This window comes from Citricoccus sp. NPDC055426 (assembly GCF_040677445.1).
GTDB lineage: Bacteria > Actinomycetota > Actinomycetes > Actinomycetales > Micrococcaceae > Citricoccus.
The window spans coordinates 209,292-228,600 of sequence record NZ_JBFARZ010000002.1 but is presented as its reverse complement, the minus strand read 5'-3'; the positions used below and the strand labels follow the sequence as shown (position 1 = coordinate 228,600).

At 71.2% G+C, this 19,309-nt stretch carries 10 protein-coding genes; all 10 read left to right on the top strand.

The features are described from left to right. Positions 1 to 20: 20 nt before the first annotated feature. The 10 genes from AB0K08_RS04880 (at position 21) to AB0K08_RS04835 (ending at position 19,294) form a co-directional block, all read left to right on the top strand. Positions 21 to 689 carry a PH domain-containing protein gene (locus tag AB0K08_RS04880; protein WP_363352240.1) on the top strand — a complete coding sequence of 223 codons (669 nt, stop codon included), beginning with the start codon at positions 21 to 23 and terminating at the stop codon, positions 687 to 689. Continuing rightward, positions 682 to 1,995 (top strand): adenylate/guanylate cyclase domain-containing protein, encoded by a 1,314-nt coding sequence (locus AB0K08_RS04875; protein ID WP_363352238.1) that lies wholly within the window; start codon positions 682 to 684, stop codon positions 1,993 to 1,995. Before AB0K08_RS04880 ends, AB0K08_RS04875 begins: the two co-directional genes overlap by 8 nt. 169 nt (positions 1,996 to 2,164) lie before the next feature. Beyond that, positions 2,165 to 8,359, top strand: coding sequence for an Ig-like domain-containing protein (locus tag AB0K08_RS04870; protein ID WP_363352236.1), 6,195 nt, complete (start codon positions 2,165 to 2,167; stop codon positions 8,357 to 8,359). Positions 8,360 to 8,432: 73 nt separating this feature from the next. Next, positions 8,433 to 9,512 (top strand): MoxR family ATPase, encoded by a 1,080-nt coding sequence (locus tag AB0K08_RS04865; RefSeq protein WP_363352234.1) that lies wholly within the window; start codon positions 8,433 to 8,435, stop codon positions 9,510 to 9,512. Positions 9,513 to 9,528: 16 nt separating this feature from the next. Further along, positions 9,529 to 10,923, top strand: coding sequence for a DUF58 domain-containing protein (locus AB0K08_RS04860; RefSeq protein WP_363352232.1), 1,395 nt, complete (start codon positions 9,529 to 9,531; stop codon positions 10,921 to 10,923). Then, entirely contained in the window at positions 10,920 to 13,517 is a 2,598-nt protein-coding gene (locus AB0K08_RS04855) for a DUF3488 and transglutaminase-like domain-containing protein (RefSeq protein WP_363352230.1), read from the top strand. The genes AB0K08_RS04860 and AB0K08_RS04855 overlap by 4 nt, the downstream gene beginning before the upstream one ends. Positions 13,518 to 13,525: 8 nt before the next feature. Beyond that, positions 13,526 to 14,809, top strand: a complete 1,284-nt coding sequence (locus AB0K08_RS04850; RefSeq protein ID WP_363352228.1) for an RDD family protein — start codon at positions 13,526 to 13,528, stop codon at positions 14,807 to 14,809. Beyond that, on the top strand, positions 14,806 to 15,750 hold the full coding sequence (locus tag AB0K08_RS04845) for a protein phosphatase 2C domain-containing protein (RefSeq protein WP_363352226.1): 945 nt from the start codon (positions 14,806 to 14,808) through the stop codon (positions 15,748 to 15,750). The genes AB0K08_RS04850 and AB0K08_RS04845 overlap by 4 nt, the downstream gene beginning before the upstream one ends. Beyond that, on the top strand, positions 15,747 to 17,588 hold the full coding sequence (locus tag AB0K08_RS04840; RefSeq protein ID WP_363352224.1) for an FHA domain-containing protein: 1,842 nt from the start codon (positions 15,747 to 15,749) through the stop codon (positions 17,586 to 17,588). Before AB0K08_RS04845 ends, AB0K08_RS04840 begins: the two co-directional genes overlap by 4 nt. After that, the gene (locus tag AB0K08_RS04835; protein WP_363352222.1) at positions 17,585 to 19,294 is read left to right on the top strand and encodes a serine/threonine-protein kinase; all 1,710 of its coding nucleotides are present in this window, start codon (positions 17,585 to 17,587) and stop codon (positions 19,292 to 19,294) included. The genes AB0K08_RS04840 and AB0K08_RS04835 overlap by 4 nt, the downstream gene beginning before the upstream one ends. Positions 19,295 to 19,309: the final 15 nt, after the last annotated feature.

The following is a 19,309-nucleotide window of genomic DNA, read 5'->3' as shown; positions in this document are numbered from 1 at the left end:
GACGAGAGGGTGGTGACGAGGTGGGGCTGAAGCTGGCACCCGGTGAACAGGTGCGCGTGCGCACCCGCTCACACCCGCGCGCCCTGACCGGTCCCATCCTGCGCCTGATGCTGATCGCGCTGGCCACCAGCTACGTGCAGGGACTGCTGGCCCGGCCGGACCTGCCCGGAATGCTGGTGGAGGCCCGTGGCTGGCTCGTGGGTATCGTCTGGATCCTGGCCGCCGCCGCCCTGTTCTTCGGCTGCCTGCGCCCCGCCTGGCGCTGGCTCAACCGCCGCACCCTGCTCACCACCCGCCGGATCATCCAACGGACCGGCATCGGAGCCTCCCGGGAGCGTGCCCTGCACCTGCTCTCCGTCTACGATGTCCGGATGCGCCAACGCCGGGGTCAACGGATGTCCCAGTCCGGTGACCTGATGGTGGACCACGGCTCCGGGGGCTCCTGGGTGCTGGCGAACATGCCCGAGGCGGTCCGCTTCCGGGAGCTGATCCTGCTCGAGGTCGGCGCGCTGCGCCGGGAGATCGCCCTCCAAGGCGGTGCCCCGCAGGCGCCGATGCACGCACCGATGCAGGCTCCGGCGCAGGCGCCGGCGATGCCACCCGGGCATCGGCCGGCACCGGCTCCCGCGCCCTCCGGGGCGAACACACGCGGCATCCTGGGTGGAAGGGGACGTGCTCACCGTGGCTGAGAACGCTGAGAACGCTGACAACCCGGTACCGGTCGACGACTGGGACGAGCTGCCCGGACCCCTCGACCTGGACGCCGCAGACAGCGACCTCGGCGAGCTCCTCGAGGGCCTCTCCGACTCTTCTGCCGGCCCGGCCGCCGGCCCGATCCCGCGCACCGCGCAGATGGAGGCGGTGCCGCCCATAGACCAGACCCCTCAGGCCCGCCGGACGCCGCCGCCGGACTCGACGGCCACGGCCGCCCTCGCCCTGCAGGACGCGGACGACGCCAGCTCCTGGACCCAGGCGATCTCCACCCTCGAGAAGGAGCTGCTCGGCGGCTCCCGCACCATGACCCGGCGGGACATGGCCAGCGAGCTCGGCGTCTCCCTGGTCTCCGCCCGCAAGCTGTGGCGGGCCCTGGGCTTCCCCAACGTCAAGGACGAGGCCCGCGCGTTCACCCAGCTGGACACGGACGCCATCGGCACCATGATCGACCTGGTCCGCCGAGGCATCCTCAACGAGGAGACCGCCATCTCCCTGACCCGTTCCATCGGCCAGATGACGGACCGCATGGTGGTGTGGCAGATCGAGGCCCTGGTGGAGAACAAGATCAGCGAGGGGATGACGGACCCGCAGGCCCGCCGCGAGGTGGTGCGCATGCTGCCGGAGATCATCGAACCCCTCGAGGAGGTGATGGCCTACTCCTACCGGCGCCAGCTGAACTCGGCCCTGCAGCGGCTGACCGTCCGGGTGGAGGCCGGGCTGGCGGCCAGCGCCGTGGGGCGGGACGGTTCCGAGGACGACGCCCCGCTCCCGCTGGCCCGCGCCGTGGGCTTCGCGGACATGGTCTCCTACACCTCCCTGTCCCGGCGCATGAACGAGCGCACCCTGGCCCAGATGGTGCAGCGCTTCGAGTCCAAGTGCGCGGAGATCATCTCGATCGGCGGTGGCCGCCTGGTCAAGACCATCGGGGACGAGGTCATGTTCAACGCCGAGACCCCGGAGGCGGGCGCCCAGATCGGTCTGGCGCTGGCCCGGGCCATGTCTGAGGACCAGGTGCTGCCCTCCTCCCGCGTCTCCGTGGTCTGGGGCCGGGTGCTCTCCCGGCTGGGGGACATCTACGGGCCCACGGTGAACCTGGCCTCCCGGCTGACCTCGCTCGCGGACCCGGGAACCGTGCTGGTGGACGCCATGACGGCCATGGCCCTGGAGGGCGACGAGCGGTTCGTGCTGGTCCCGCAGCCGCCGCAGATGGTCCGCGGCTTCGGCGAGATCCGCCCGTCCATCCTGATGGCCGGCACCGGAAACGGGCTCGTCGTCGACTGATCCGGCCCTGACCGGCCCGGTGTCCGCAACCGGCCCGCATGGGGAGTTCTCCCCATCGGAAGGGGGCCAAACCGGGTTTGTGCCATGAGCGGAACCGGTAGACTCCCCCGAGTGGCTCCTGCGCCGCACACGCGCAGCAGCCCGGCACATTCGCTGACGGGGGAACAACGTGGGGACTGGATTCGGCGCGGGGCGGCAGGGCGCCCTCAAGGCCACGGCGCTCATCGGCGTCTCTGCGGTGGCTGTCACCGGCGCCATCCTCTACCCGGGCTTCCAGACCGCTGACGTGGACCTCAACGACGGCGGCGTCTGGGTGGTCAACCAGGAGGAGAACAAGGTAGCCCACCTCAACTACCAGTCGCAGACCCTGGATGGTGGCGTGGCCACCACCATGACCGAGTACGACCTGGCGCAGCACGCGGACCGGGTCTACCTGCGGGACCTGGAGATGGGCGCGGCCACCGCGATCGACCCCGCCGCCTTCGTGCTCTCCGATGAGACGATGCTGCCGGCGAACTCCTCCTTCTCCTTCGGGGAGCGGATCGTGGCCGTCTCGGACGCCGAACAAGGGCGCGTCTACGCCGCCACCACCGAGAACCTCGGGGCCATGTCCTCGGAGACCGCCGACCCGCTGTACGAGGCCGAGGGCCGGGTGATCTCCGCCGTGGGCCGGGATGACACGGTGTGGGTGGCGGACCTGGACGCCGACCTGATCAAGGGCTTCCGTCCGCTGACGGACGAGGAGCTGCGCGAGCAGGCCGGCCAGACCGAGTCGGTCGGGGACGGCGAGACGGCGCCCGAGGGCGCGGCGGACCCGGACAACACCGAGGAGGACGACGGCGGCGCGGAGACCGATCCTGCCGGGTTCCGGGAGATCTCCTCCACCGAGGTCGACGGGCTCTCCGGACTGGCGGAGCCGCAGATCTCGGCGGTGGGGGAGACCGGCGTCGTCTTCGACGCCGCCTCCGGCACCCTGGTGACCTCCGAGGGCAACTCCTCGGCCGTCGTCGACCCCCAGGAGGGCAAGCTCCAGGCACCGGGCCCGGACGCCGCCGGGACCGTCGTCGCCCTGGCGAACAAGACCGCGACCGTGCCCCTGGGCGGCGGCGAGGCGCTGTACACCCCCGTGGAGGAGACCGGCAGCCCGATCCAGCCGGTGCGCGTGGGCACCTGCACCCACGCCGCGTGGCAGGGCAGCGGGATCTACCACCGCGACTGTGACGACGACTCCCGGGACACCACCGAGCGCATCCCGGAGATGCCGGCCGAGGCCGAGATGGTCTTCCGGGTCAACCGGGACGTGGTGGTCCTCAACGACATGACCCAGGGCAACACCTGGCTGGTGGCGGACGGCATGAAGATCGTCAACAACTGGTCCGACCTGGAGCCGCCGAAGGGGGAGGGTGAGCAGGAGGAGGAGGAGTCGGACGAGATCACCGACTCGATCGAACTCCCCGACCGTCAGGAGGAGAACCAGAAGCCGGTGGCGCAGGACGACTCCTTCGGCGTCCGCGCCGGGCGCACCACCGCCCTGCCGGTGCTGTTCAACGACGTGGACCCGGACGGGGACCTGCTGACCGCGGAACTCTCCGGGGACCAGCCCAAGACGGGCACCCTACAGCAGATCTACGACGGCACGGGCTTCCAGATGGTGGTCCCCGAGGACGCCAGCGGCTCCTCGAACTTCACCTACACCGCGGACGACGGCCGCGGTGGCACGGACCAGGCGAAGGCCACCGTGCGGGTTGTCCCGGAGGACGAGAACTCCAAGCCGGAGCAGAAGCGCGTGACCACCCTGCGGGTACAGGCCGGCACCGAGGTCTCGCAGAACATCCTCACGGACTGGCAGGACCCGGACGGGGACGACCTGCAGCTGATGGGCGCCGTCTCCGAGGACGGGGACGTGGTCCGGGTGCGCCCGGACGGCGTGCTGACCTTCGAGGACGTGGGCAAGTCGGACGGCACCAAGGAGCTGGAGATCACCGTCTCCGACCGCCGTGAGTCCGAGACCGGCCGCGTGGTGGTGGAGGTGCTGCCGAAGGGCGCGGCCCCGCCGATCACCGCCACGGACCACGTGACCGTCAATGTGGGGGAGGAGGCCACCTTCTCACCGCTGGAGAACGACTTCGACCCGACCGGTGGCGAACTGCGGCTGGCCCACGTGGACCCCGTCTCCGGGGCCGAGGCCGAGATGAACTCGGACACGGGCACCGTGTCCTTCCGCTCGGACCAGGAGAAGACCTTCTACCTGAAGTACGTGGCCACCAACGGGCCCTCCTCGGCCCCCGGACTGATCCGGGTGGACGTCAAGGACCCCGACCAGAACGCCGGTGCGCCGGTGGCCGTGCGTGATGTGGCCCTGCTGCCCGCCAACGGCGAGGTGCTCGTCAACATCCTCGGCAACGACACCGACCCCGAGGGCGGCGTGCTGGTGGCCCAGCAGGTCGACGTCCCGGACGACGCCCCGTTCAACGTGTCCGTGGAGCGCAATGCGGTGCTGCGCATCACCGACCAGCAGGGCATGACCGAACCGGTCACCTTCACCTACACGGTGACGAACGGGACCGCAGCCTCCCAGGGCGAGGTCACCGTCATCCCCATCCCGGCCCCCGAGACGATGCAGCCGCCGCGGCCCAACCCGGACACCGCCGTGGTGCGGGCCGGTGATGTGGTGACCGTGCCCGTCCTCGAGAACGACGTACACCCCAACGACGCAGAGCTGACCCTCGAGCCGGAGCTGGCCGAGGGCGTGGACGCCGCCGACGGACTGGTGTCCGTCTCGGACAACAAGATCCGCTTCCGGGCCGGCCAGGAGGCCCAGACGGTCTCCGCCGTCTACACCGTGTCCGGGCCGGACGGGCAGCAGGCCTCCGCCCGGGTGACGTTCCACGTCAATGAGCTGGACCTGGAGAACAACTCCCCGCCGACCCCGCAGACCGTTCAGGGCCGGGTGTTCTCCGGCGAGACCGTGGCCATGCCGATCCCGCTGGACGGGATCGATCCGGACGGCGACTCCGTGTCCCTGGTGCAGCTGGAGAGCCCGCCCACCAAGGGCTCGGCCAAGGTCACCGCCAACTCGATCGAGTACACGGCCACGGCCGGCGCCACCGGCACCGATGTGTTCACCTACGTGGTGGAGGACCGGCTCGGGGCGCGCGCGACCGGGACCGTGATGGTCGGGATAGCCCCGGTGGCCCAGGAGAACACCCCGCCCGTGGCGGTCAACGACTCCATCCGGGTCCGCCCGGACCGCCCGGTGGCCGTGGACGTGCTGTCCAATGACACGGACGCGGACGGGGACGAGCTCAGGTTCGTGGACACCCTGGAGGCCAGCGAGGGCTCGGACGCCGCCCTGGTGGACGGCCGCATCCTGCTGACCTCCCCGGCCGAGGCCGGCTTCACCTCCGTGCGCTACACGATCACCGACGGCCGCGGCGGCCAGGACACCGGCACCCTGACGGTCGAGTCCGATCCAGATGCCCCGCTGCGTGCCCCCATCGCCCGCGACGACCGCGTGTCCTTCCAGGAGACCGTGGACCAGGACGAGGTCACGGTGGACATCCTCAAGAACGATGAGGACCCGGACGGCACCCCGGACGACCTGGCGGTCGACCTGCCGGACAGCCCGGAGGGCGTCACGCTCACCGAGGAGAACCAGCTGGTGGTGCCCGTGCAGTCCAATCCGCAGGTGATCACCTACCGGCTCACGGACGCCGACGACCTATCGTCCTACGCCTTCGTGATCGTCCCCGGCGCCGGGGAGGCCCGCCCGACCCTGCGCTCCGATGCGCCGATCGAGGTGACGGCCGGGGATGAGCTGCCGCTGAACCTGAACGACCTCGTGGTGGTCCGGGACGGGACGTCGCCCCGGCTGACCGAGGAGTCCAAGGTGTCCTCCTCGCCGCAGTCCGAGGGCGGGCTGGTCCGCTCCGCCACGGAGCTGGTCTTCACGGCTCCGGCCGACTTCTCCGGTGCCGCCTCGGTGACCTTCGAGGTCACGGACGGCTCCGGGCCGGATGACGCCGAGGGCCTGAAGGCCGTGCTGACCCAGCCCGTCCGGGTGCTGCCGCGCCCGGACGAGAACAAGCCACCGGTGTTCCAGTCCAACACCATGGAGGTCGCCGCCGGCGGCGACCCCGCCCGCCTCGACCTGGCCCAGGCCGCCTCTGACCCGGACCCGGACGACGCCGAGAACCTCACCTTCGCGGTGGGGGAGTCCTCGATCGACGGCGTGGACGTGAACCTCGAGGGATCTGTCCTCACCGCCTCCGCCGATGCCCAGACCCCGAAGGGGACCCGCGGCACCGTCCAGGTCACGGTGACGGACGGCAAGTCCGATCCGGTTCCGGCCCAGGTGACCCTCACCGTCAACGCCTCGGACCGCCCCCTGGCCGTGGCCAACCCGGACACCGTCCCGGACGCCCACCAGGGCCGGGCCGAGACCGTGCCCGTGCTGGCCAATGACGTCAACCCCTTCGAGGGGGAGGGTGATCTGAGGCTGGTCAGCACCGACGTCTCCGGTGGCTCGGGAACCGCGGTGGTCTCCGGTGACTCCGTGGTGGTCACCCCCAGCGAGGACCTTGTCGGGCAGATGACCGTGCAGTACTCCGTGCAGGACATGACCGAGGACCCGGACCGTCAGGTCCAGGGCACCATCACCCTGAACGTCAAGGGTGCGCCCGAGGCCCCCGGCGTCCCGCGCGTGGACTCGGTGGGTGACTCCGAGGTGGTGCTCACCTGGGACGCCCCGGCCAACAACGGCGCCGCCATCACCGGGTACACCGTGACCGCGGACGGCGTGAACCAGGAGTGCGCCGCCACCACGTGCACCATCTCCGGCCTGACCAACAACCAGGAGTACACCTTCACCGTCACGGCCACCAACGAGGTCGGCGAGTCCGATCCCTCCGTGGCCTCCGCCCCGGCCCGCCCGGACGTGGAGCCAGAGCGCCCGGCCCCGCCGAAGGGCACGGACGGAGACAAGAAGATCGACCTGACGTGGACGGCCCCGGTCAACCGCGGCTCGCCCATCACCTCCTACACCGTGGAGATCTCCCCGGCACCGGCCAACGGCATCTCCCAGAAGTCCGTGTCCGGCACCTCCACCACGTGGGAGGGGCTGACCAACGGCACCGCCTACCAGTTCAGGATCCAGGCGGTGAACGACGCCGACCGGCCCAGCGAGTTCTCCGGCTGGTCGTCCTCGATCACCCCGGCCGGTCTGCCGATGCAGCCGCTGGCGCCCTCGGCGTCCCGCGCGGAGTCCGCGGTCAACGGCGGCGTGGCCAATGTCAGCTGGAAGGCCCCGAACGCCAACGGCGCCACGATCAGCGGATACACGCTCAACGTGTACGAGGGCGGCTCCTTGCTCAAGTCGATCGACACCAGCGGCACCTCGCAGCAGGTCACCGGCCTGAAGACCACCGCCTCCTATACGTTCTCGGTGGAGGCCACCAACCGCGTGGGCACCTCCGAGGCCTCGCCGCGCTCCACCGCCGTCACCCCCTACGGGCGGCCGAAGGCCCCCTCGACGCCGTCGATCAGCGCCACCGGCTCGAACCACCAGATCAAGGTCGACTTCACGGCCGGCTCCGCCAACGGCTCGCCGATCACCGGGTATCAGTATCAGGTCAGCGGTGGCAACTGGCAGCGCTTCAACGGACCGGGCAGCACCATCAACGTGGGAAGCAACGGCAAGAACGTGACGGTCAAGGTGCGGGCGCTCAACGCCGCCGGCGCCGGCGATCCCTCGAGTGCCTCCAATCAGAACAGCGCGTACGGACCGATCAGGAACGCGTCCAACGTCAAGGCCAGCGGGGGCGAGAAGAAGGTCTCGTTCTCCTGGAACCCCAACGTCAGGGACTACGAGAACGGACGGGGGCTGACCATGACCGTCACGGTGGACGGGCAGAAGGTCGATGCTGCCAGGGGCTCCTACACCAAGAACGTCGGGTTCTCGACGAGGTCCACCGTGGTGGTCAAGGTGCAGACCACCCTGAGCTCCTCGGCACAGCAGTCCGGCCAGTGGTCTGCCTCGGATGTCTCGGACGCGGCCCCGCCGCCTCCGCCGAACCCGAGTGCCACCCTGCGTGCCGGCGACCCGGTCAGCGTCTCCGGCTGCAACATCGACTGCCGGAAGTTCGACGTGTCCGTCCAGGACTTCCCGGCGGGCACCCACGAGGTGCAGTGCTGGACCAGCAACGGCGGCGCGCACCGGTTCAACAACAGCACGCACTCCATCTCCGTGCCGTCCAGCGGCAGCGCCCGCAAGATGATCAACTGCTGGCACGGCGCCATGTCCAACGGATCCCAGGTCTGGGCGAAGGTCGGCAGCACCGACTCCAACCGGATCAACCCCTGGTAGGAACCGGCGCGCCATCCGCCCCCCCGACCACCACTCAGCACTGAACGAAGCACCACGAAAGCGAGCAACACCCATGACCATGACCACCGAACAGGCCGAGTGGTTCGCCGGGACGTTCGAGAAGATCTCGGACAACATCGGCCAGGCCATCCTGGGCAAGGAAGACGTCATCTCCCTGGTCCTCACGGCCATGCTCACCGACGGCCACGTCCTGCTCGAGGATGCGCCCGGTACCGGCAAGACCATGCTCGCCCGCTCGCTGGCCGCCACGGTCAAGGGCACCCATTCGCGGATCCAGTTCACCCCGGACCTGCTGCCCTCGGACGTCACGGGCGTGACCATCTACGACCAGAAGTCGCAGGAGTTCGAGTTCCACCGTGGACCGATCTTCGCGAACATCGTGCTGGCGGATGAGATCAACCGCGCCTCGCCGAAGACCCAGTCGGCCCTGCTGGAGGTGATGGAGGAGGCCCGCGTGACGGTGGACGGCATCACCTACACGAACGAGCGGCCCTTCATGGTCATCGCCACCCAGAACCCCATCGAGCAGGCCGGCACCTACAAGCTGCCCGAGGCGCAGCTGGACCGCTTCCTCATCAAGACCTCGATCGGCTACCCGGACCGCGCCTCCACGGTGGAGCTGCTCTCCGGCGCCGCCCAGAAGGACCGCTCCGGCGGGCTTTCCCCGATCATCACCACCCAGGCCATCCGGGACATGACGGAGCTGGCCACCACGGTGCACGTGGACGGCGCCGTGCTGAACTACATCGCCGAGCTGACCGAGGAGACGCGTATCGCGGACGAGACCCGCCTGGGCGTCTCCGTGCGCGGTGCCATGGCCATGGTGCGGGCCGCCAAGGTGCGGGCCGCCTCGGAGGGGCGGAACTACGTCCTGCCGGACGACGTCAAGGACCTGGCCCCGCACGTGTGGACCCACCGGCTGGTCCTGGACCCGGAGGCCGAGTTCGCCGGTGCCACGCCGCAGGCCGTGCTCTCCCGCGTCCTGGCCACCGTGGGTGCCCCGCAGCACCGAGCGGAGGCGCCCGCCGCCGCCATGGCCGGGGCCGCGCAGTCCGGCACCGGCCCGTCCGCCGCTGACGAGGCGAACGAGGACACCGTCTATCGTGGCGGCTCCTCCGCCACCGGCGCCTGAGGGTTCACCGCACCGCATGAGCACTGAGTCATCACCCCCAACGCGCCGTTCGCAACGGTCGCAACGGTCGCAACGGTCCCAACAGGCACCGCGGCCGACCCGCCGGCGCGGGGCCCGCACCGCCGCCGTCGCCGGGCAGAGGGCGCAACAGACCTCCGAGCAGCTGCAGCACCGCTGGCGCCGACTGCGGGAGTCGACGGCCGTCACCACGGAGCCGGCCCGTGAGGCCGCGACCTCCTGGTGGGGCCGGTCCGTCCAGCCGGTCCTGGACGTGGTCTCCCCCCTGGGGTGGCTCGTGCTGTCCATCACCGTGGGGGCCTGGATCGTCGGGCTCGTGTTCGGGTGGGCCGAGGCGCTCATCGCCGGACTGGTCGGCGTCTTCCTGCTGCTGCTGGCCATCGGGTTCATCCTCGGCCGGTCCTCCTACCGGGTGGTGTTGGACCTGGCCCGCTCCCGGGTGGCCGTGGGGGACCGCGCCGTGGGCGCCATCGAGGTGACCAACACGGCGGACAAGGCGCTGATGCCGGCCGCCATGGAGCTCCCCGTCGGGCGCGCCACCGCCGTCTTCCAGTTGCCGCGCATGCGTTCCGGGGCGGTCCACGAGGACCTCTTCACCATCCCGACCAACCGCCGCGCCGTCATCACGGTGGGCCCGGTGCGCTCCGTGCGCCAGGACCCGCTGGCCCTGCTGCGCCGCCAGCTGAAGTGGACCGAGCCGGAGGAGCTGTTCGTCCACCCGCGCACGGTGGCCCTCCAGGGGTCCTCGGCCGGCTTCATCCGCGACCTCGAGGGTCTGCCCACCAAGGACCTCTCCAGCGCGGACGTCTCCTTCCACGCCCTGCGTGACTACGTCCCGGGGGACGACCGCCGCCACATCCACTGGAAGACGGTGGCCCGCACCAACAAGCTCATGGTGCGTCAGTTCGAGGAGACCCGGCGCGCCCACCTGGCGATCGCCCTGTCCACGAACACCTCCGAGTACTCCACCGAGAACGACTTCGAGCTGGCGATCTCCGTGGCCGCCTCCATCGGGCTGGAGGCCTTCAAGGAGCAGCGCAACCTGTCCATCCGGACCCACGCGGGGCCGGTGCACACCGAGACGGGGCGGAACATGCTCGATGACATGACCCGGATCGAGGGCAGGCCGCTGCGAAAGACCAGCGTGGACGTGTCCCGCGAGACGGCGGACCACGTCCCCAACGCCTCAGTGTTCTTCCTCATCACCGGCGATCAGCCGAACGCCGGTGAGCTGCGCAAGGCCACCAACCACGTGCCCCCGGGCGTGCGGGCCTTCGCCATCCGTTGCGCCCACGGCCTGGAGACCCAGCGCGCCAACATCGGCGACCTGACCGTCATCTCGATCGGTGACCTCCAGGACCTCGGCCTGGCCCTGCGGAAGGCGGCAGCATGATGGCCCGCGGCAAGCCCACCCGGCGCACCGATGCCCGCGCGGCGGCCGGCCAGCGGCCCACGCGGCCCCGCCCGCCCAGGCAGCCCCGCCCGCGGGGTCTGCGGCACGGATTCACCTGGACCCAGATCGGCGTCGACGCCGCCGTGCTGGTGCTCCTGCTCGGTCTCGGCGTGCTCGGCTTCCATGACACCTTCGCGGGCGGCTGGCGTTACGTGGTGGCCGGCTTCGGCGGCATCGTGCTCGGGCTGGGCCTCGCCCTGGCCAGCGCGCACCTGCGCTGGAACGTCTGGAGGACCGCCGGCGCGGCGGTCCTCACCTACCTGGTGTTCGGTTTCGCGCTGGCGGCTCCCGTGGAGGCCGCCGCCGGGTTCCTGCCGAGCCTGGACGCCCTGATGGTCCTGCTCACCGGGCCCGTCACGGCGTGGAAGGACATCCTCACGGTGGCCGCCCCCGTGGGCATCAACGGCGGCATGCTCGTGGCCCCGTACCTGGCCGGGATGCTCACGGCCCTGGTGGCCGGGCTGTTGGCGTGGCGGGTCCGCCTGCCCTACTGGACCATCATCCCGGTCCTGGCCCTGGCCGCCGTCGGGATCATGTTCGGAACCAAGGACGCGCCCATGGCCCTGGTGCGTGGAATGGTGCTGGTGATGGCCTCCGTGGCCTGGCTGGCCTGGCGGCACCACCGGATGCGGGTGCAGGGGACCCAGGCGGGCGCCTCCCGGGACAGTGCCGATACGACGACCGTGTCCAACCCGGCCACAGCGCGCAGGATGCTGTGGCGTCGGGTCGGCATGGGGGCCGCCGTGCTGGCCGTGGCCGGCCTGCTCACGGCCGCGGCCTCGCCGCTGCTGCTGCAAGGCCAGGACCGCAAGGTGCTGCGGGACGTGGTGGACCCTCCGATCGAGCTCTTCGACTACCCGAGTCCGCTGATGAAGTTCCGCCAGTACGTCAAGGACCAGCACGAGGAGGTGCTGTTCACGGTGGACGGACTGCCGGAGGGCCAGCGGGTCCGGCTGGCCGCCCTGGACGCCTACGACGGCATGGTCTACAACGTGAACCCGCAGTCCGGCGGCAACTTCTCGCCCGTCGGTGACGCCTCCAAGCTCACCGGCACCTCGGACACCGAGATCCCGAACCGGTCCTCCGGCACCCTGGACATCTCGATCGAGGCCTACAACGGGGTGTGGCTGCCCGGCGGCGGCAAGCTCAACGGCGCCGAGCTCCAGGGACCGCGGGCGGACCAGCTCTCCCAGTCCCTGTACTACAACGACGGCAATGAGACCGCCCTGTCCACCATCCCGCTGCAGCAGGGGGACTCCTACTCCGCGGACGTCGTCTTCCCGGTACAGGTGGCCCCGGAGGCGCTCGAGGGACAGGACTTCGGGGAGCTCGTCATGCCGGAGCTGACCGGCGTGCCACAGATCGTGCCGGAGAAGGCCGCGGAGCTGACGGGCAACCAGGACCAGCCCTTCGCCATCGCCAGCGGCCTGGCCTCCACCCTGCACGAGTCCGGCGCGTTCTCGAACGGCCGCGAGGGGGAGGTCACCTCGCTCTCCGGTCACTACGCCGGCCGGATCACCCAGCTGTTGGACGCCGAACAGTGGATCGGGGATGACGAGCAGTATGCCGTGGCCATGTCCCTGATGGCCCGGTCCCTGGACATCCCGGCGCGCGTGGTGATGGGCTTCTACCCGGAGAACCACCCGGCCGACGGGGGCCCGGTCCAGATCAAGGGCAAGGACGTCCACGCCTGGGTCGAGGTCAACTTCGAGAACATCGGCTGGATCGCCCTGGACCCCACCCCGGACAAGGACAACGTCCCCACCCCGCCGCAGCAGGAGCCCCAGTCCACCCCGAAGCCGCAGGTGCTCCAGCCCCCGCCCCCGCCCCAGGAGCAGGCCGACCTGCCCCCGGACACGGCACCAGAGCCCCAGGACGCCGAGCAGGAGGAGCGTTCCTGGTGGGACCAGTGGGGCCAGCTCGTGATGATCGTGGCCTACTCGTTGATCCCGCTGATCATCCTGCTGATCCCGCTGATCATCATCGCGATCCTCAAGACCCGCCGGCGCAAGCGGCGCCGGTCCGCGGACACCCCCGCCGAACAGGTCTCGGGCGGGTGGTCCGAGGTGCTCTCCCTGGCCACGGACCTGGGCTCCGAGCCCCAGGGTTCGGGCACCCGGCGCGAACACGCCGGCCTGCTGGCCGGGAGCTTCCCGACGGCGGCCGCGGGCACCACGCTGTTGGCCCGCCGCGCGGACCAGGCCGTCTTCGGCCCCGGGGAACCGAGCGAGGCACAGGTGGCCGACTACTGGGCGCGCGTGGACGAGAACCTGACCGGCATGCGGGACTCGGTGGGAGGCTGGGCCCGTTTCCGGGCCAAGTACTCGCCGCGCTCCCTGGTGCATGAGGCCCGGGCCAGCCGCCGGCGGCGCCGCCAGGCGAAGAGGCTGCGGCGTCAGGCAGCCCGGGACCGTCAGGCCGAACGCCGCCGGGGCAGCCGGACCGCCGAGCGCCAGACCCGGGCCCTCCGGCGTGGCGAGCGTCCCCGGTCTGTCCGTACAGTGGACCAGCAAGCAAGCAAGGAACAGGAATAAGGTACCCCGTGCAGAAAACCCTCAACCTGGTCAACGCGCCGGCCGGCAAGCGGTTGGCGGCCTGGCTGATCGACCAGATCCTGCCGGCAGCCGCCGTGGGCATCGTCGCCGGTGCCACGTTCCCTGCCGTGCTGAACTCTGCCGGAGCGGCCCAGCAACAGGCCCTGGCCACCTACACCATGGCCATGCTGGTGACCTCCGTGGTGGTCCTGGCGTACACGGTGTGGCTGTGGGGCTGGCAGGCCTCCGCCGGCAAGACGCCCGGCAACCTGGTCCTGGGGCTGCGGGTCACCTCGGAGGAGGGCACCGGTGCCGGCTGGGGACCCATCTTCCTGCGGTGGGTCATCATCTCCGTCAGCGGGCTCGTCCCGGTCGTGGGGCCCGTGCTCATGCTGCTGTCCAACCTCTGGGACACGAACCACCAGCGCCAGGGCTGGCATGACAAGGTGGCCCGCACCCTCGTGGTGGATGTCAACGCCGGCCGCAACCCGCTGACCACCGGCGGGCTCTTCGGCCCGACCACCTTCGCCCCCGGCGCCCTGCAGCCCGGGGACCCCGGCCACCCGGAGACCGGCGTCTCGGTGCCACCGGCCTCACGCTGGCCCGCCTTCAACCCGGCGGTCGCCGCCGGGCCCATCACCTCCGTGCCCGGATCCGGAGTCCCCGCAGCTGGGCTGCAGCAGCCGGCCCAGCCGCCGCAGGCCGCCCCGCCCGGGCACGCACCGGCGCCACCGGCGCCACCGGCCCTCCAGCCCGCGGCTCACGCACCGGCAGCGCCGGCCCCCAGCGCCACGCCGAGCGCCCCGGCCACGCCGTCGGTCCCGGCGACGTCCGGTGCCGGGCAGTCCTCCTCCGGGTACCAGGAGAGCCAGGTCGTGGTGGTCGGCGGCGCGGCCGGGCCCACCGACCCCGACCAGGAGATGGGCTCCACCCAGTTGCGCAGCCAGGTCTCCGAGACGCCGTCCGCGGTGAAGCTGCGGTTCGACGACGGCCAGCAGCACGTGCTGGCCGGCTCGGCGCTGGTGGGCCGCAACCCCGCCTCGGCTGCCGGCGAGAGCGTTGACCTGCTGATCCCGTTCGCGGACATGGGCCGTTCCGTGTCCAAGACCCACCTGCACCTGATCGTGGACTCGACCGGTGTCTGGGTGACGGACCGCAACTCCACCAACGGCTCCGGGGTCACCCCGCGAGGCGGCGAGCGTCAACGGCTCGAGCCCGGACAGCCCGTGCTGGCTCCGGTGGGCGCCACCGTGCACTTCGGTGACCGCTCCTTCACGGTGTCGGCTGCATGACCTTGGAGACGACCGAGGATGCACCCCAGCGCCCGTTCCGGCTGAATTACGGCTTCGGCTCACACCGTGGCCTGCGCCGGCAGTTGAACGAGGACTCATTGGTGGTCACGGGCAACCTCTTCGCCGTGGCGGACGGGATGGGCGGACACGAGGCGGGCGAGGTCGCCAGCAGGATCTGTGTGGAGACCCTGGCCACCGGGGTCAAGGAGGTCCGCAACGACCTCACGGCGGACGAGCTGCAGCAACTCATGGTGACCGCGGATGATGCCATCCGCCGGGTTGGCGGGTCCCGGGCGGGCACCACGCTGGCCGGCGTCGCGATCGTCCGGGAACTGCAGGGCCTCTACTGGATGGTCTTCAACGTGGGGGACTCGCGCACGTATCGGCTCTCCGAGGGGGAGTTCGCCCAGATCAGCGTGGACCACTCCGAGGTCCAGGAGATGGTGGACGAGGGGTACCTGAGTGCCGAGGAGGCCCGCCACCACCCCCGCCGTCATGTCATCACCCGGGCGCTGGGCACCGGGGAGGCCTCTGAGGCCGACTTCTGGATGCTGTCCGTGCATGACGGTGACCGGCTCATGATCTGCTCGGACGGCCTCACCTCCGAGGTCTCCGATGAGGACATCCGCCGGCAACTGGCCGATCGGCACTCACCGCAGGACGCCGTGGACGCGCTGATCCGGATGGCCCTGGACGGAGGCGGCCGGGACAACATCACCGTGATCGTGGTGGATGTGGAGGACACCGACGCCGAGGGGGAACGGGTCACCACCTCGCCGCGACCGGACGATGAGGATGAGCACCAGACCACGCGCCCCCGGATCGACGGCGGCAGTGGCGGACGGCTGGTCAACGGCGGTCGCGTGTTCGGCATGGATCCGGATGCCGGTTCAGCCGCGGACGGACCCACCGGGTCCGATGGAAGGGGAGACGGTCGATGAGCCAGACGGTGCGGGTGCGCTACAGCGCTGGAGGGTGGCTGGGCCTGATGCGCGGGCGCTGCCTCGTGGCGCTGCCCGCGGACGCCAGTGAGGAGACGGCCGCCGTGGCCTGGGATCTGCTGTCCGGGACCCCCGGCGTGGAGCAGCTGCTCGCCACGGTGCTCTCCGGCCGGCTGGACCTGACGGGACTGCCGTCCTTCGCCATCGTGTCCTTCCGCGAGGGGGCGTCGGTGCACGCCATCCTGCGCGGCGAGGTGTCCCTGCGGATGACCACCACCGGTGGGGGCGAGGCCGAGCTGTACGGCACGGGAGTGGCCACCTGGAACGAGCGGGTGTTCCGGGACATCAGCGCCTTCGAGGTGCTCGTGGATGACGCCGTCTCGGACGTCGAGAACCTGCCCCTGGAGTCCGGCGCCGTCCGGTTGGGGTCCCTGCACGCCGATCTCGGAGGGGACCACCCCGACCACGGGGGCGAGTCGGAGGTGCCCGAGTCGGCTGCGCCGCAGACCGCGCCTGCATCAGGACCAGTGGCTGTACCGGGATCAGAGCCCGAGCCCGAGCCCGAGCCCATACCGGAGCCAGCGCCCGAGCTTGAGATGGAGCCAGAGCCAGAGGCCGTACCGAAGCCAGAGCCTGAGCCTGAAATCGACCCGGAGCCTGAAACCGAGTCACCGGAACCGGAGCCAGAACCAGAGCTGGACGAGTCACCGGAACCCGTCGCGGTCGATGTCACGGACCAGGACGCCACCATGGTGCCCGAGCCCCGTCCCGACTCCACGACCGCGGCGGAGAGCACTACCGAGGACGAGGGGGGCGAGGAAGAGGGAGCCGAGGACGAGGACGATGTCGACGACCAGACCATCGCGAACTCCCCGTCCAGTGCCCCGCCGGGCCCCCCGCCCGAGCAGGAAACCGCCCCAGAGCAGCCGGCCGGGCCTGCCGCCTCCGTGCCGGGACCCCAGGAACTGATCGACTCGGTGCCGTGGCTGGCCGCGGCCCGCAAGGCGGTGCCCCCGCCGCCTCCGGAGGCGGCCGCCGAGGAGATGGTCGAGATGCCCGCCGACCTGAACATGACCGTGGCCCCGGCACCGTCCTTCGAGGACGAGCACGGCGCCGACCCCCTGGACACAGAAGGCACGGAGGACGCTGCGGACGCCGATGACGCGGACACCGTGCTCACGCGGAAGGCCACCGGCACCGCGCCCGGACCGGCGCCGGCAACGCCACCGGCCGGGCCGACGTCGGGCCAGGCCGTGGCCGGGATGCCGACCCCCGCCGCGGAAGACCACGACGGCGAGACCGTCATGAAGTCAGACCTGGACCCGGCGGACCTGTCGCCCGGCGCCCCCACCCCGGCACCGGCGCCGCCGCCGAGCACCGGCCCCGTGGTGCTGGCACGCCAGTGCTCCGACGGCCACGCCAACCCGCCGACGAGCGCGACCTGCGGGATCTGCGGGCAGTCGCTCAGCGGTGAGGCCCAGCAGGTGCGCCGCCCGTCGCTGGGCCGCATCCGGATGTCCACCGGTGAGGTCGTCGAACTGGACCGCCCGGCCGTGGTCGGCCGCCAGCCGCAGGCCCACCGGGTCGGCTCCGGAACCATGCCCCGGATGGTGCAGGTCCGCAGCCCCAACGGGGACATCTCGCGCTCCCACTGCGAGGTGGTGCTGGAGGGCTGGCACGTGCAGCTGCGGGACCTCAAGGCCACGAACGGCACGGTGCTGATCCGCGAGGGGCAGCCGCCGCGGCGGCTAGGCCAGGGGGAGTCGCTCATGGTCCTGGACGGGGACATCGCTGACCTGGGCGACGGCGTCTCGCTGCGCTTCGAGGGGCTGCTGTGAGCGCAAAGCGCCCACCGGCACCGCCCCCGCACATCGGCGGTTTCCGGTACGTCAGCCTGCTCGGCTCCGGCGGCTTCTCGGATGTCTACCTCTACGAGCAGGACCGGCCCCGGCGCAAGGTGGCTATCAAGGTCCTGCTCTCCGGGCTGAAGACCGAGCGGGCGCGCAAGTCCTTCGAGTCCGAGGCCAACCTGATGGCCCAGCTGTCCTCGCACCCGTACATCGTCACGATCTACGAGGCGGACATCACGGAGGACGGCCACTCCTACCTGGCCATGGAGTATTGTTCGCGTCCCTCCCTGGACGTGCGCTACCGCCGGTCCCGGCTGGGCGTGGACGAGGTGCTGGCACTGGGGATCCAGGTGTCCTCCGCCGTGGAGAGCGCCCACCGCGCGGGGATCGTGCACCGGGACATCAAGCCGGCCAACATCCTCACCACCGACTACAACCGCCCTGCGCTGACGGACTTCGGCATCTCCGGGACCACGGACATGCTGGATGACGACGCCGGCATGTCCATCCCGTGGTCCGCGCCGGAGGCCTTCGCCGGTGGCAGCCCGGACGGCTTCGCCATGGATGTGTGGTCCCTCGGGGCCACCCTGTACACGCTGCTGGCCGGGCGGTCCCCGTTCGTGCGCCCGGGGGCGGACAACTCCCAGAAGGAGTTGATCTCCCGGATCGCCAAGGCTCCGCTGCCGCCCCTGAACCGGGCGGACATGCCGGCCTCCCTGGAGCTGGTGCTGTCCACGGCCCTGGCCAAGAACCCCGGCTCCCGCTTCCCCTCCGCCCACTCCTTCGCGCTGGCCCTGCAACGGGTCCAGACCGAGTTGGGACTGTCCGTCACCCCCTTCGAGGTGATGGACGAGTCCGGCTCGCTGGAGGCCGAGGACGAGGAGGACGAGGAGGGCGGGGACGCCACCCGCGTCCGGCAGATCGTCTCGATCGACCCGGACCGCGGCTCCACCAACACCTCCCGCCACTTCCCGCCGATGCCCCCGCCCTCCGCGCCGCCACGGAGCCCCGAGGACATCGAGGGGGCCACGGTCATGCGGCCCGGCCCCGGCGGCACCCCGGGCGCTGCCCCGGGCCGGACTCCGGCCGGGGTCTCGCCGGATGACGACCCCACCATCATGGGTGGCCGGGTCGGCGACGGCTGGGCCGGGTCCCGGGCGCCGCAGCGCCCCGCCAGGACCTACCCCGACGCCGGCGGCGAGTGGGAGCCGGACGGCACCACCGCGCACCGGGTGGAGGAGAAGACCGGGTCCTCACCCGCCTCGGCCTGGATCTCGGAGAACAGGATCGGCATCGTCGCCTCCCTCGTGGTGCTCGTGCTGGGCATCGTGGGGGCCGTGTGGCTGGCCAACAACCTCGCGGTCCAGCCGCGCGAGGACCCGGATCCCACGTTCATCAGCGAGTCCCCGGGACTGCCGGTGCCGGAGCCCGAGGACCCCGTGGCCGCCGCGGAGGGCGTGACCGCCAGCGAGGAGGGCGGGGAAGCCGTCTTCACGTGGGAGAACCCGGAGCCGAAGGACGGCGACACGTACATGTGGCGGACCACCACCGCCACCGGCAAGGGGCGGATCACCACCGCAGACGAGGCCACGGCCAGCACGCCGGTCCTGGACGGGGACCGGACCTGCATCGAGGTGGTGGTGATCCGGTCCAACGGCAAGCAGTCGGATCCGACCGTGGGGTGTCTCGAATAGGTCCTGTCTCAATGC